At 65.4% G+C, this 12,312-nt stretch carries 15 protein-coding genes; 11 read left to right on the top strand and 4 right to left on the bottom strand.

The features are described 5' to 3' along the window. The first annotated feature begins 266 nt into the window (after positions 1-266). Positions 267-749 (top strand): type VII toxin-antitoxin system MntA family adenylyltransferase antitoxin, encoded by a 483-nt coding sequence (mntA, locus tag ACNA7R_RS09520; RefSeq protein ID WP_416283328.1) that lies wholly within the window; start codon positions 267-269, stop codon positions 747-749. Continuing rightward, positions 746-1,204: a type VII toxin-antitoxin system HepT family RNase toxin gene (hepT, locus tag ACNA7R_RS09515; protein WP_416283327.1), complete on the top strand. Its 459-nt coding sequence runs from the start codon at positions 746-748 to the stop codon at positions 1,202-1,204. Before mntA ends, hepT begins: the two co-directional genes overlap by 4 nt. A 213-nt stretch (positions 1,205-1,417) precedes the next feature. Here the strand turns inward: hepT and ACNA7R_RS09510 are convergent, their stop codons facing one another. Then, complete coding sequence (locus tag ACNA7R_RS09510; protein ID WP_416283326.1) at positions 1,418-2,317, bottom strand: fumarylacetoacetate hydrolase family protein; 900 nt, start codon at positions 2,315-2,317, stop codon at positions 1,418-1,420. 23 nt (positions 2,318-2,340) lie between these two features. Beyond that, positions 2,341-3,699 (bottom strand): amidohydrolase family protein, encoded by a 1,359-nt coding sequence (locus ACNA7R_RS09505; protein WP_416283325.1) that lies wholly within the window; start codon positions 3,697-3,699, stop codon positions 2,341-2,343. A 101-nt stretch (positions 3,700-3,800) separates the two neighbouring features. Here ACNA7R_RS09505 and ACNA7R_RS09500 point away from each other — a divergent pair, with 101 nt between their 5' ends. The 5 genes from ACNA7R_RS09500 (at position 3,801) to ACNA7R_RS09480 (ending at position 7,506) form a co-directional block, all read left to right on the top strand. Beyond that, on the top strand, positions 3,801-4,433 hold the full coding sequence (locus tag ACNA7R_RS09500; RefSeq protein WP_416283324.1) for a TetR/AcrR family transcriptional regulator: 633 nt from the start codon (positions 3,801-3,803) through the stop codon (positions 4,431-4,433). A 96-nt stretch (positions 4,434-4,529) separates the two neighbouring features. After that, complete coding sequence (locus ACNA7R_RS09495) at positions 4,530-5,690, top strand: hypothetical protein (protein WP_416283323.1); 1,161 nt, start codon at positions 4,530-4,532, stop codon at positions 5,688-5,690. 161 nt (positions 5,691-5,851) lie between these two features. Continuing rightward, positions 5,852-6,508, top strand: a complete 657-nt coding sequence (locus ACNA7R_RS09490) for a helix-turn-helix domain-containing protein (protein ID WP_416283322.1) — start codon at positions 5,852-5,854, stop codon at positions 6,506-6,508. 76 nt (positions 6,509-6,584) lie between these two features. Continuing rightward, the gene (locus tag ACNA7R_RS09485) at positions 6,585-7,022 is read left to right on the top strand and encodes a HalOD1 output domain-containing protein (protein WP_416283321.1); all 438 of its coding nucleotides are present in this window, start codon (positions 6,585-6,587) and stop codon (positions 7,020-7,022) included. Then, a complete protein-coding gene (locus ACNA7R_RS09480) occupies positions 6,907-7,506 on the top strand; it encodes a response regulator (RefSeq protein ID WP_416283320.1) in 600 nt (199 codons plus the stop codon). Before ACNA7R_RS09485 ends, ACNA7R_RS09480 begins: the two co-directional genes overlap by 116 nt. A gap of 56 nt (positions 7,507-7,562) precedes the next feature. On the opposite strand, the gene lrp is transcribed toward ACNA7R_RS09480, so the two are convergent. Continuing rightward, complete coding sequence (gene lrp, locus ACNA7R_RS09475) at positions 7,563-8,027, bottom strand: HTH-type transcriptional regulator Lrp (protein WP_416283319.1); 465 nt, start codon at positions 8,025-8,027, stop codon at positions 7,563-7,565. Between the two features lie 540 nt (positions 8,028-8,567). Here lrp and ACNA7R_RS09470 point away from each other — a divergent pair. From ACNA7R_RS09470 to ACNA7R_RS09455, 4 genes are all read left to right on the top strand, one after another. After that, positions 8,568-9,146, top strand: a complete 579-nt coding sequence (locus ACNA7R_RS09470; protein ID WP_416283318.1) for a MaoC family dehydratase — start codon at positions 8,568-8,570, stop codon at positions 9,144-9,146. Beyond that, complete coding sequence (locus ACNA7R_RS09465) at positions 9,143-10,378, top strand: M24 family metallopeptidase (protein ID WP_416283317.1); 1,236 nt, start codon at positions 9,143-9,145, stop codon at positions 10,376-10,378. The genes ACNA7R_RS09470 and ACNA7R_RS09465 overlap by 4 nt, the downstream gene beginning before the upstream one ends. Before the next feature lie 95 nt (positions 10,379-10,473). Further along, positions 10,474-11,004, top strand: coding sequence for an HNH endonuclease (locus tag ACNA7R_RS09460; protein WP_416283316.1), 531 nt, complete (start codon positions 10,474-10,476; stop codon positions 11,002-11,004). 48 nt (positions 11,005-11,052) lie between these two features. After that, positions 11,053-12,042, top strand: a complete 990-nt coding sequence (locus ACNA7R_RS09455; RefSeq protein ID WP_416283315.1) for an asparaginase — start codon at positions 11,053-11,055, stop codon at positions 12,040-12,042. Between the two features lie 20 nt (positions 12,043-12,062). Here ACNA7R_RS09455 and ACNA7R_RS09450 read toward each other — a convergent pair whose 3' ends face one another. Further along, complete coding sequence (locus ACNA7R_RS09450) at positions 12,063-12,308, bottom strand: hypothetical protein (protein WP_416283314.1); 246 nt, start codon at positions 12,306-12,308, stop codon at positions 12,063-12,065. Positions 12,309-12,312 lie beyond the last annotated feature (4 nt).

Here is a 12,312-nt window from a genome sequence, read left to right as displayed (position 1 = left end):
GCAAACTGCTCGCTTCGCTCGCAGTTTCTACTGGGCGAACAGCCGTCCGAGACGCGCGACAGCGCGTCTCTCTGCGGGACGACGATCGAAGCGCGAGCGTAGCGAGCGGTGAGTGAGTCGTCTGTACTTATCGTTAATCAGGTAGCCGCAGAAAGGGTATGTGAACTGTCCTATGACCCCGAGTACAGTAATATTCTCAAGTTCGGTGTTTCGTCTCGTCGATGTTCCCTGAGCGTTTATGTACACCGAGAACGTGTTTTCGAACGATGAGAACCTGGAAGGAGGCGACTCTCGACGACTCTCTTCCACTCGAGAGACTACAGGAGGTGTTTCAGGAACACGAGATCCGGCTGGCGATCCTGTTTGGATCTCACGCGAGCGGAGAGACCCATTCTCGAAGTGACGTCGATCTCGCAGTCGAACTCGAAGGCGTCCAACCGACCGATCCGGAGTACAACGAACGCTTCTTCGGACTGAGTGCCGATCTCAGTGAGACACTCGAGACTAACGGGGTAGATCTCGTGGATCTCTACAGAGCTTCACCGGAACTGGCAGCGACAGTTTTCGACCGCGGAATACTCCTCGTGGGTGAGCCGGATCATGCAACTGCCCTTCGAGACCAGCTGACGGAGACGGAGTCGTCCCCTCAGTCACCGCGTGAACGGTTCGATGCGGCACTAACCAAAATCGACGAACACCTGAGCGGTTCTGCCGTGACAGCAACGGACGGCGAGACGCACAACGAATGACGGGTGAGCTATTCCCGTCGGATCGCCTCAACAGGATCCTGAACGCTGTCGAGACGATCGAGGTCAGCCTGGGAATCCTTGCCCGGAAGCAGTCACTACCCAGAGAGGAGTACTACGCCGACACCGATAGCCAGGATATCGTCGAGCGCAGGTTCGTAAAAATGACCGAGGCGGCGATCGATATCGCTGAGGAACTGGTCAAACACGAGCGGGGCTCACCGCCGGAAAGCAATCCGAAATCGATGCGTGCACTCGAGGAACTCGGCATCCTTTCGGCTTCGACAGCCACCGAAATGGCACAGGGTGCTCGGTTCCGTAACGTCCTCGCACACACCTACGGAGAGATCATCGAGCATGATGTCGTCTACAACGCCTTACAGGACCTTGAACGGTATCGGCAGTTCCTTATCGAGGTCCGTGACTATCTCGAATCCGTCGGCGCGCTCGAGGAGTGATCTATCAACGTTCTATGCCCGATCATCTCTGCTCTGGACACTAACAGCGGTCGCTGAATCGTCGTCCGTATCTTCTACCCGAGGTCAGTCGGGCGGTCTACGCGGCACCTGCAAGCGAATCCTCAGATCGAGTCGAGAAACCGTCTCACTGCTCCGCGAACTGACTGACTCACCGTCCGTCGCTGCTCGAAGAAAACTGAACTGGAGGTCGCGTTACTGACTACTGCTATCGAACGCGCAGCTATTGGTAAGTTCGCCGAGCCCCTCGACCCCGATCGTCACCTCGTCGCCGTCCTCGAGCAACACGGGCGGCTCGCGGTAGACGCCGACGCCCGGCGGCGTGCCGGTGAAGATGAGGTCGCCCGGTTGCAGCGTGAACGCCTGGCTGCAGAACGACACCAGTTCGTCGATGCCGAAGATGAGGTTCGCGGTCGTCGACTCCTGGAGTCGCTTGCCGTTCACCTCGGCCCAGATCTCGAGATCGTGCGGGTCCTCGACCTCGTCCGTCGTGACGAGTTCCGGCCCGATCGGGGCGAAGCCGTCGAGGCTCTTCCCGCGGACCCACTGGCCGTCGCCGTGCTGGAGGTCCCGCGCCGAGACGTCGTTGCCCACGAGGTAGCCCGCGACGTGCTCGAGGGCCTCCTCTTCGTCGACGCGGCGCGCTTCCGTTCCGATGACGACGACGAGTTCGGCCTCGTAGTCGACCTTCTCGGTGAGGTCGGGGTCCCAGCTGATCGTGCTCCCGGGGCCGGTCACGGTCGTCGGGAACTTCGAGAAGAGGACGGGTTCGTCCGGAATCGGGTTGTCGCCCTCCTCGGCGTGATCCCGGTAGTTGAGCCCGACGCAGACCACCTTCTGTGGATCACCTACCGGCGCGTGTCGCTCGAGGTCGTCGTGTTCGTAGACGCCAACCTCTGTCTCCTCGGCGTGCTCGACGACCAGTTCGGCCTTCCGTCGCCACTCCCAGCCGGCCAGCAGTTCGGTGCTCGAGCGAGGGAGGTCGACGCCGGCGGCGTCGCCCGCTTCGGCGAGGTTGACGACCGTCTCTTCGTCCGTCCTGGCGCCGCACCAGGGCTGTTCCCCGTCCGTCGTCGCGTATCGTCCGAGTCGCATCGTGAGTGAATTGGTGAGGTAGGTTACTCGAGGTCGACCCCGGCCTCGTCGAGCAGCCGTTCGCCGGATTCGACGAAGCGGTCGAACTCCTCCTCGACGAGCGGGTTGTGCAGTTCGCCGTCGCGCTTGACCGGTTCGCCGTCGACGAGCACCGTGTCGATGTGGGACGGATCGGACTGGAAGACGACGGTCTGGACCGGGTCGTGACACGGCGCGGTCATGAAGTCGTCCGTCCGGATCATCACGATGTCCGCCCGCTTGCCGGGGGTGAGCGTCCCGATTTCGTTCTCCATGTTCAACGCCCGCGCGCCCTCGATGGTGGCCATCTCGAGGGTGTCCCGCGCGGTCGTCTGTACCTCGGTGACCTCCGAATCGCCCTCGAGGATCGCCTGGTTCTCGAACATCCGCTGGACCTGCAGGCCGATCCGCATCTGCGTCGCCATGTCGCCGCTGATGTCCGAGCAGACGTCGACGCCCCACGCCGGCCGGCCGCCGGCCTCGAGGACCTTGCCGGTGACGGGGATGCCGTGGCCCATCTGCATCTCGACCTCCGGCGTCGCCGAGAACGAGACCCCCTGCTCGACGGCGTGGTCGATATCCTCCTGAGAGAAGTGGTTTCCGTGAGCGACGTTGACGTCCGGGCCGAGCATGTCGTGGAGGCAGCCAAAGCCCTGGTAGTCGTCGCCGTAGACCGACGAGGGCCAGCACGCGGCGCCCATGTGGATCGTGGCGACGGCGTCGAGTTCGCGGGCCAGTTCCAGATCGGCGCGGGCGGCCTCGTCGGTACAGAAGTCCGGCCCCCGGAGCCCGAGCCCGAGCCCGAGCAGGTCGTCGTCGCGGATCTGCTCGGCGTAGAACTCGCGAATTTCCTGTTCGGGAAGGGTGACGTCGCTGTCGAACCACCACGTCGCCGCGTCGTCACCCGGCGGCCCATAGGTGTACACCGCGCGCAGTCCGGTGTCCTGCAGCGCGTCGACGGCCCGCTCGGCGTGCTCGAGCGAGTTGGGGTACGACCAGTCCAGGGCCGTGGTCGTTCCCGTGTAGAGCTTCTCGAAGGCGCCGAAGAGGCCGCCGAGGTACATGTCTTCGGGCTGGTAGAGCCCGGCGATGTTGCCGAGCATGTGGTCGAAGTAGTCGCCCATGAGCGACCAGTCCCCGGCGATACCCCGTACCTGGGTCTGGGCGAGGTGGATGTGCGAGTCGACGAACCCCGGCAGCACGATGTGGTCGGTGGCGTCGATCTCCTCGGCGTTCGACGCGTTCAGCCCGCGTCCGATCTCGCCGATCTCGCCGTCCTCGATCAGCACGTCCGCCTCCTCGAGTTCGCCGATCTCGGGATCGAGCGAGACGACGGTTCCGCCCCGGATGAGTGTTCCTGTCATGCGCAGTCCGACAGACTGACCGCGGGGACAAAAGTTTACCGTCTGGTAAACTCCCTCCGCCGGAGCAATCGAACTATATATCGTTCGAACGGAGTAACCGTATGAGCGAGTCCGACGGAACCGCCGCCGACAAGGACACCGAGGAGGTGATCATGGAGGCGACGTTCCGTGCGATACGCGAGCACGGGTACGCGGATCTCAGGATGCGCCACATCGGCGACGAGATGGAGCTGACCCGACAGGTGATCCACTACCACTTCGAGGGGAAGTACGATCTCATGGCCTCGTTTCTCGAGTACGTCATCGACCAGTACGAGGGAAGCGTCGACGTCGCGCGGGACGCGGACCCGCGAGCGGAACTCGAGGCCCGAATCGATCAGTGTCTGTTCGGGCCCGAGTTCGGGGAGTTCACCCACTGGGACCGGATGAAGGTGTACCACGAGCTGTACACCTACGCGCAAAACGACGAGCAACACCGGGAGATCTTCAACGAGCACTACGAGCGGATTCGTGGCAGCATCGTCGAGGTCGTCGAGGACGGCATCGAACGGGACATCTTCCGCGACGTTGACGCCGAACGGATGGGCCAACTCATCACCGACGTGATTCACGCCGCTCGCGGACGGCGAATCTCGCTCGGTCACGACGACGCCCCCGACGAGGCGCGTCGAGCGATCCACGAGTTCGTTCTCGATCCGCTGTGTCTCGACGAGAACGGCGACCAGGACTCGTAATCGTCGGCGTGTGCCGCTGACGACGACGGCTTCGCCGAGGGGATCCCGACCGTCGATATTCGATACTGTTATTTTGGCGTTGAATAACACACACGTATGCGACGACGGACGATACTCGGGAGCGCCGGGGCGACGCTCTCGATCGCGCTGGCCGGCTGCGGTGACGACGAGGAGCCACCCGACGGGAGCGACGAGTCCGGCGACGACGGCGACGAATCCAACGACGACGAGCCCGACACGGACGAGCCCGGCAACGAAAGCGACGACCCAGCCGACGGCGCCGACGACGACGAGCAGGTGTACGAGGACGACTCCATCGAGGGGGACGTAACCCTCTCCGGGGACGCGGGCGAGTCGCTGTCGGCTCGACGCCACACCTACACCTGGGCCGGCGAGCCGCCGGCCGATAGCTGTCACGTCCACGTCGAACTCGAGAACGAGGGCGACGAGAGCCCCCCGCTCGAGATCGAGGCGCGGATCTACGACGAGGATGACGCCGAGCTCTCGAGTACTCGCTACGCCGACGAGACGGCTCCCGAACCGGGCGATACCGCGGTCTACTCGGTGTCGCTCAGCAACTGCGAGGAGACTGCCACGTACGAACTCGAGATCGGGGACGGCGACGCGGGCGACGACGCGGACGACGAGAGCGACGACGCGGACGGGCTGACGATCGACGACTTCGAGGCGTACGGGGGCGGCGACCTCGATGGTCCGTGGACGCTCGACGGGACCGGCGACGCCGACGTCTCCTCGAGCGCGGCCCTCCACGAGAACTCGAGCCAGGGGCTCCGACAGGACGGCGACTCGAACGTCCGCTCGTTCCCCGGGCAGGGGCTTCCGAACTACCCCGAGGACGGCCGCGAGGTCTCGGTGCTCATGCGGCCCGATTCGGACACCTTCCAGCCCTGGATCCTCGTCGGAATGGAGGAGGACGTCTGGTCGACGCAGACGCCGGGCTGGCGGCTCATCGTCGACCCGAACGGCGGAATCCGGATCGCTCGAGAGACCGGGGGCGGCGCCGAGATCCTCGCGGAGAACTCGACGCTGCCGAGTCTGGTCGACGAGACCGTCGACTGCCGGTTCGTCCTCGACAGCTCCGAGGGGGTCGAGTTCCGGATCCAGGACCTCGGCGGCGCGACGCTCGGCTCGGTGAGCGCGGCCGAGACGGACGGCATCGACGACGAGATGAGCATCGGTTTCCGATCGTCGGAGGGCGTCGACTGGGACTGGCCGCGGCTCGTCGACGGGGAGTAGCGATAGCGCCAGCAGCTGTTGTGGATCTCGTGCGACCACGGCGATCCGCTCGTCCGGACTCGAGGGCCTCGTATCGCCTTGACATAATTGCGGCGGGATCTGCCGGGACGACCGGCAGCTTCGGGCCGACCGGTTTTGCTCCCGGGGCGTCTGGTATCGGTATGCTGATCGGAACGTTTCAGCTCGAGGCCGCGGCCTTCGCTCTGGAGGAGACGCTCGAGGCGCTCCCCGAACTCGAGGTCGGAGCCGAGCGGATCGCCGCCCACGGCACCGCGTGGATAATGCCCTGCATTTGGGTCGCCGCCGACGACTACGGTGCGGCCGACGACGCGATCACGAACGACTCGTCGGTCGAGTCGATCGTCGAAACGGCGGAGTTCGAGGACGAGAAACTGTACGACATCCGGTGGAGCGACGACGTCGTCGACCGGATCAACGCGTTCATCGATCGGGAGGCGACGATCCTGAACGCGCAGGCCACCGCCGGCGCGTGGGAGCTGCGTGTTCGGTTCGCGTCCCGCGATCAGTTCGACCGATTCCGTGAACTTCTCAACGAGCGGGACTACTCGTTCGGACTCGTTTCGCTCACCCGTCCGGACGAGACGCGCCACTCGGTCGGGAAGCTGACTCCCGCACAGCGGGAGGCCCTCCGCGTCGCGAAGGAGCGGGGCTACTACGAGGTTCCGCGTCGGGTTTCGACGCGGGAACTCGCGGCCGAACTCGAGATGTCCCACCAGAACCTCTCGGGTCTGCTTCGCCGGGGAACCGAGAAACTCATCGACGAAACGCTCGACACCTCGGCCCGTATCCGACGGTGATCTGACCTGGTTGGGTACTTAAAAGGTTTCCAGCGCAACCACCAGTCGCATCCTCGAGACGCTCCTTGCTCCCGGTATGGGCGAGACGCGGAACGCGGCCCCCAGCGAGCGGATCGTGCTCGAGGTCGCGAAACGAACCGACAGGGAGCCGACGGAGATGCCACCGCTGTTCGAAACGATCGATCCGGAGGCGCTGGATCGACTGTTCCGGAGCGAGGGAGGTGTGCCGGACGGTCTTCCGGTACGACGGTCACGAGGTGACCGTATCGGGTCCCGACCGAATCGCCGTTCGAGAGGTGGAAGACGAACGCTCCAGCGGAGAGAACGGCCGAATCGGCGAGAAGCGGTTCGGCTCGAGATGAACGAGAATCGAACGGTAACGCTGTACTGCGAGGTCTGTGGCTGGAAAGCCCGCACTCCCGACGGCAGAGATCCGACGGAGGGAAGCAATCTGGCCGTCGAACACTTCCTCAGTACGGGCCACACGCCTATCAGACGACGATACTATGGATAAGCCGAAACCGACCCGAGCGAGGGGACGTACCGACGCGCCGGGGGACGACCGTCCCGGCGGTACCAGCCCCTCGTTCGACGTTTTGCTCGTCGAGGACAACCCCGGCGACGTGCGTCTCGTGCGGGAAGCGTTCCGGGAGGTCGGGTTCGACGCGGATCTCTACGTCACGTCGGACGGCGTCGAAGCGATGGCGTTTCTGAACGAGGAGGAAACTCCGTCTCCCGACGTCGTACTGTTAGATTTGAACCTTCCTCGAAAGGACGGGCTCGACGTCTTAGCCGATATCAAAGGCGATCCTGCGAGAAAGCGGCTGCCCGTCCTCATGTTGACCAGTTCGACGGCGGCCGAGGACGTTCAACGATGCTACGAGCACCACGCGAACGCCTATCTGACAAAACCGATCGATCCGGGCGAGTTCGTCAGAATGATTGAATCGGTCGCGGAGTTCTGGACTCGGCGTGTTCGATTACCCTCCGACGCGTGATCCTCGTTGCCACGAACCGAGTACAGAGCGGAGACGTCGACGACGTCCGGACCGTCTCAGCTATCGCCGTCGGTCTCGAGTTCGAACTGCTCGTTCTCGGCGACCTTGTTGAGCACGATGCTGGTGTTCGACTGTTTGATGTCGGGATCCGTGACCAGCGCCTTGATCTGGTCGTTCATGTCGTCGGTGTCCTTGAATTTCCCGACCGCGACGATGTCGTAGTCTCCGGTGACCTCGTAGACGGACATCATCTGCTGGTGGTCACGCAGCGTCTCCGTGATTTCGGCGAGCGCGCTCCCCTCGGCTTTGAGCTGCATCACCGCGGTCACGTCGTAGCCGGCGGCGTCGTAGTTGACAATCGGCGTGTACCCTTCGATGACGCCCTCGTCCTCGAGGTCCGAGAGGTGGTTCGAGACCGTCGTCACGGAGACGTCGAGCTCTTCGGCCAGGCTTCGAAGGCTGGCGCGGCCGTTCTCGAGCAGTTCGTTGACCAGATCGGTGTCCAGATGTTCGTAGGTCATTAGTCCGAATATTTTTCTCCTTATATTAGGATGTTACGAAAACTGAGCCGGCGAATTCCGGAAAGGATTCAGCCGACTTTATAAGCGCAGATTTGCACTTTCGGGAAATCACTCGCCGACGAGTATCTGTGGACCGTACTGCGTCGATCGAATCGCGAGAGAAAAACAAACAGTGTTGCAGCCACTACCCGCCGATGACAGCGACTCGAGTCGCCCGAACGAGGCGGACAGTCGCCCCTCGAGGCCAGCGGGTAGCCAGCCGGTTGTACGGAACAGCCACAGAAGGACTTCCCAGGGGGAAGACCGGGTGCATGGGTGCAGGGTCGATACCGCTGCATACGAGAGCAGTCGGCGATATAATACAGGCGTTACGGTTTTAGTTGAATAATAACTATTGCTAGTATTATTTGCTCGTATCGGTTGCGCTACGGTTACGGTTCGGCAGTCGCCTCGGACGCTCCGCTGTCGGCCGATCGAGCCGGCCCTACGGCCGCGTTCCGGGGGTTACAACTCGCCTGCGGCCGACCGTCGACGCGTAGTATGACCGACGATACCCACACACAGGACGGGGCTCCCGAACCGGAACGACGCGTGGTCGCCGGCTGGCACGGCCGCTACTACGAGGATTTCGCGGTCGGGGACGTCTACAAGCATCCGTTCGGCCGCACCGTCACCGAGACCGACAACGTCTGGTTTACGAACGTGACGATGAACCTCAACCCGATGCACTTCAACGAGGCGTACGCCGCCGGGACCGAGTTCGGCGAGCGCCTCGTCGACGGCACGTTCGTCATCGCCCTCGCCGTCGGGATGAGCGTGATCGACGTCTCGGTGAACGCAACCGCCAACCTCGGGTACGATCGGGTCCGTCACCACGCACCCGTCTACCACGGCGACACGATCTTCGCGGAGAGCGAGGTCCTCGAGAAGCGAGAGAGCGACTCCCGGGACCACGTCGGCATCGTCACGACCGAGCTCCGAGCGTACAACCAGGACGAAACGAAGGTCCTCTCGCTCGAGCGGACCCCGATGGTGCTCAAACGAGCGTACGCCGACCCGTCCGCCGCGCAGCCGCCCGGATGGCCCGAGGGAATCGGAACCCAGCCGGAGGACTCGTGAGCCGAGATCGTTCGTCGCCGGAGCCGAACCGAGACGGAAGCTCGGCGTTCGAGCGCCTGTCCGACGCGACCGCGGCCGCCGGAGCGGACGCCTTCGTTCACGTCGGCGATCGGTTCGACGACGACCTCCGGTACCTGAGCCGCTTCGCCGGCCCGGATCGGGACTACGCGTTCGTCTATGCCGACGGCCGCGCGACGCTGTGTGCGCCGCGGCTGTTCGCCGACCAGGCCGAGCGGGAGTTCCCGGGCGAGGTCGTCCCTACAAGGGAGTCGTCGGCCTCGAGCGCGGCCGAACGGGCCCTCGAGGAACTCGAGAACCGACTGACCTCACCGCTCGAGGACGCGCGCGTGCTCGCCCTTCCCTCGATGCCCGCCGGAGCGACGCGGACCATCGCCGACGCCGTCGACGAGGTGACCCTCGAGCCGATCGACCTCGGCCGAGCGCGCAAGACGAGCGCGGAGCGGGACCGACACGCGTTCGTCCAGCGGGCGGCTCAGCGGGGGATGGCCAGGGCGGAGGCGGTGCTCGCGGCGGCGACCGTCGAGACCGCCGAGAACGACCGTCGCGACGCACTCCGCTGGCGCGGCGATCCCCTCACGACGGAGCGACTGCGCCGGGAGGTGAACGCGACCCTGGCGAGAGCGGGAGTTCGGGACGCGGCGAACACGGTGATCGGCGCCGGAGCGACCTGTGCGGATCTCCACTTCACCGGCGAGGATCGCATCGATTCGGGCGAGACGGTGTTGCTCGACCTCTCCCCGCGCGGTCCGCGGGGATACTACGCCGACCTCACGCGGACCTACGTCGTCGGCGACGTCGGCGAGTGGGAACGACGGGCCTACGAGGCGGTCCGCGAGGCCCAGGACGCGGCCTTCGATGCGCTCCGCAGCGGTTCCGGGACGCGCGCGGCCGACGTCCACGAGGCCGCGACCGGGAGGCTCGCGGAGTACGGCTTCGAGACCGGCGACGTCGACGTCGGCATGTACCACGGCACCGGCCACGGCGTCGGTATCAGCCTCCACGAGGCGCCGTCGCTCTCGAGCGAGGAGCCGCTCGAGGCCGGCCACGTTGTCACCGTCGAGCCGGGGGTGTACGATCCCGACCGCGGCGGGGTGCGACTCGAGGACCTCGTCGTCGTCACGGCCGACGGCTACGAGAACCTGACCGCGTACCCTCGAACGATCGAACCCGACCCCGAACGAGGTGAGATGGTTTCAGACCAATCCGAATAGGTACAACTCTAATTTTGCCGTTTATGGGATCGTTCCGCTACGAACCGTAATTACAAAGTCGGTCAGGACACTGAACGTGAGAGTACGGCGATTCGATGAGTGAGCAACCTGACGACGACCTCGAGGAGCTGGGGATCGACATCACCGTTCGCGGCCCCGACGGGGAGGAACTCGAGTACGACGACGTCTCGGCGGACGAGGACCTCGAGAGCGGCGTCGCGCCGGCCGGCGCCGACGAGGAGCGCTCGCTCGAGGCGGTGAGCAAACAGTCCACCCGGGACTACCCCGACGACTGGGACCGGCGCCGGCAAGAGGTCTACCGGCGCGACGACTACCAGTGTGCCAACTGCCGGCGTCGCGGCAGCCCCCACGGCGACGTCGAACTCCACGCCCACCACATCGTCCCGAAGTCCCGGGGCGGGGTCCACGAACTCTCGAACCTGATCACGGTGTGTGGGGCGTGTCACACCGCGGTCCACAACAGGGACGCGGTCGCGCCGACCGCGATCCCGCCCGAGGAGCGGGGGAAAACTGCCGGCGGCGAACTCGCGGAAGCCGTCGACGAGATCAAGTCGGTGCGACGGCAGTACCGCTCGTGGAAGCGGCTGTTCAACAAGTTCTTCTGAACTCCTCGAGGCCGACAAGCAAAGTAGCTCCGCGCGAGAGGACAGCGTATGCCACGCGTCCGCGTCCTGAGCACCGGCGGAACGATCGCATCGACCGACGGCGACGGCGGCGCCACGCCCTCGAAGGACGGCGACGACCTCGTCGCGGCGGTTCCCGAACTCGAGGACGTCGCGACCCTCGAGGTCGAGTCCGTCTGCGACGAACTCAGCTTCCACCTCTCCGCGTCGAACGTCGCGTCCCTGGCCCGCGCGGTCGAGCGGGCGGCCGAGGACGGCGTCGACGGCGTCGTCGTCACCCACGGCACCGACACGATGGAGGAGTCGTCGTACTACCTCGACCTGGTGAGCGACGCCGACGTCCCGGTCGTCTTCACCGGCGCGCAGCGACCCGCGGACATGGCGGGCGCCGACGGCCCCGCGAACCTCCTGCAGGCGGTCCGCACCGCGGCCGACGAGCGGTTCACCGAGGGGGCGTACATCGCGTTCGGGAACCTCGTCCACGCGGCCAGGTGGGTGACGAAGGCGCGTGCCGGCCGTCCGGAGGCGTACGCTTCCCCCGACTCGGGTCCGGTTGCCGAGATCACGGCCGACGGACTCTCGCTGCGGCGCGACCCTCGCAGCGAGTCGGTCTCGCTGCCCGCCACCGAGCTGACGGCTCGAGTCGAGACGATCCCCAGCGGGCTGGCCGTCGACGCCCGCCAGCTCGAGCGCGCCCTCGAGGACGGCGTCGACGGGCTGGTTCTGGCGGCGAGCGGGATCGGGAACACGACGCCCGAGATCGGCGACGCCGTCGCCGACGCGGTCGAGGCGGGCGTCCCCGTCGTCGTCGCGACGCGGTGTTTCGACGGCGCGGTGAGCGCCCGCTACGGCGGCCCCGGCGGCAGCCGAACCGTCCGCGAGCACGGGACGATCCCCGCCGGCGACCTGCCGCCGTGGAAAGCCCGGATCAAGCTCGGGCTGGCGCTGTCGGCGTACGACGATCAGGAGGCGGTCCGAGGGGCCTTCGAGGACCAGCTCGGCGTTCCAACGACGGAGTAGTCCTCGTTCATCCGACCGCGTCACTCGCCGCGTTTCCGGTACCAGACTCGAGCGCCGACCGGCGACTCGCCGTCCTCGAGGTCCAGTCGCTTCTCGACCAACTTCCCGACAGCGGTCGTGACGGCGAGGTCGACCGCCTCCCCCTCGTCGGGTCGCACCTCGAAGACGACGTCGCCGTCCCGGCGGCTGGTTCGCTCGACGGTGCCGACGGTCCATCGGTCGGCGTCGGTCGTCGGTTTCCGCGCGCGGATCCTGTCGTGACTCATGGTC

It is taken from the genome of Natronococcus sp. (genome assembly GCF_047921035.1).
Lineage (GTDB): Archaea > Halobacteriota > Halobacteria > Halobacteriales > Natrialbaceae > Natronococcus.
The sequence above is the reverse complement of the archived record's forward strand: the minus strand, read 5'-3'. Positions and strand labels throughout refer to the sequence as shown.

Coding starts and splice junctions, on each gene's coding strand:
- mntA (WP_416283328.1), top strand. CDS start 267: ATGAGAACCTGGAAGGAGGCGACTCTCGACGACTCTCTTCCACTCGAG.
- hepT (WP_416283327.1), top strand. CDS start 746: ATGACGGGTGAGCTATTCCCGTCGGATCGCCTCAACAGGATCCTGAAC.
- ACNA7R_RS09510 (WP_416283326.1), bottom strand. CDS start 2,317: ATGCGACTCGGACGATACGCGACGACGGACGGGGAACAGCCCTGGTGC.
- ACNA7R_RS09505 (WP_416283325.1), bottom strand. CDS start 3,699: ATGACAGGAACACTCATCCGGGGCGGAACCGTCGTCTCGCTCGATCCC.
- ACNA7R_RS09500 (WP_416283324.1), top strand. CDS start 3,801: ATGAGCGAGTCCGACGGAACCGCCGCCGACAAGGACACCGAGGAGGTG.
- ACNA7R_RS09495 (WP_416283323.1), top strand. CDS start 4,530: ATGCGACGACGGACGATACTCGGGAGCGCCGGGGCGACGCTCTCGATC.
- ACNA7R_RS09490 (WP_416283322.1), top strand. CDS start 5,852: ATGCTGATCGGAACGTTTCAGCTCGAGGCCGCGGCCTTCGCTCTGGAG.
- ACNA7R_RS09485 (WP_416283321.1), top strand. CDS start 6,585: ATGGGCGAGACGCGGAACGCGGCCCCCAGCGAGCGGATCGTGCTCGAG.
- lrp (WP_416283319.1), bottom strand. CDS start 8,027: ATGACCTACGAACATCTGGACACCGATCTGGTCAACGAACTGCTCGAG.
- ACNA7R_RS09470 (WP_416283318.1), top strand. CDS start 8,568: ATGACCGACGATACCCACACACAGGACGGGGCTCCCGAACCGGAACGA.
- ACNA7R_RS09460 (WP_416283316.1), top strand. CDS start 10,474: ATGAGTGAGCAACCTGACGACGACCTCGAGGAGCTGGGGATCGACATC.
- ACNA7R_RS09455 (WP_416283315.1), top strand. CDS start 11,053: ATGCCACGCGTCCGCGTCCTGAGCACCGGCGGAACGATCGCATCGACC.
- ACNA7R_RS09450 (WP_416283314.1), bottom strand. CDS start 12,308: ATGAGTCACGACAGGATCCGCGCGCGGAAACCGACGACCGACGCCGAC.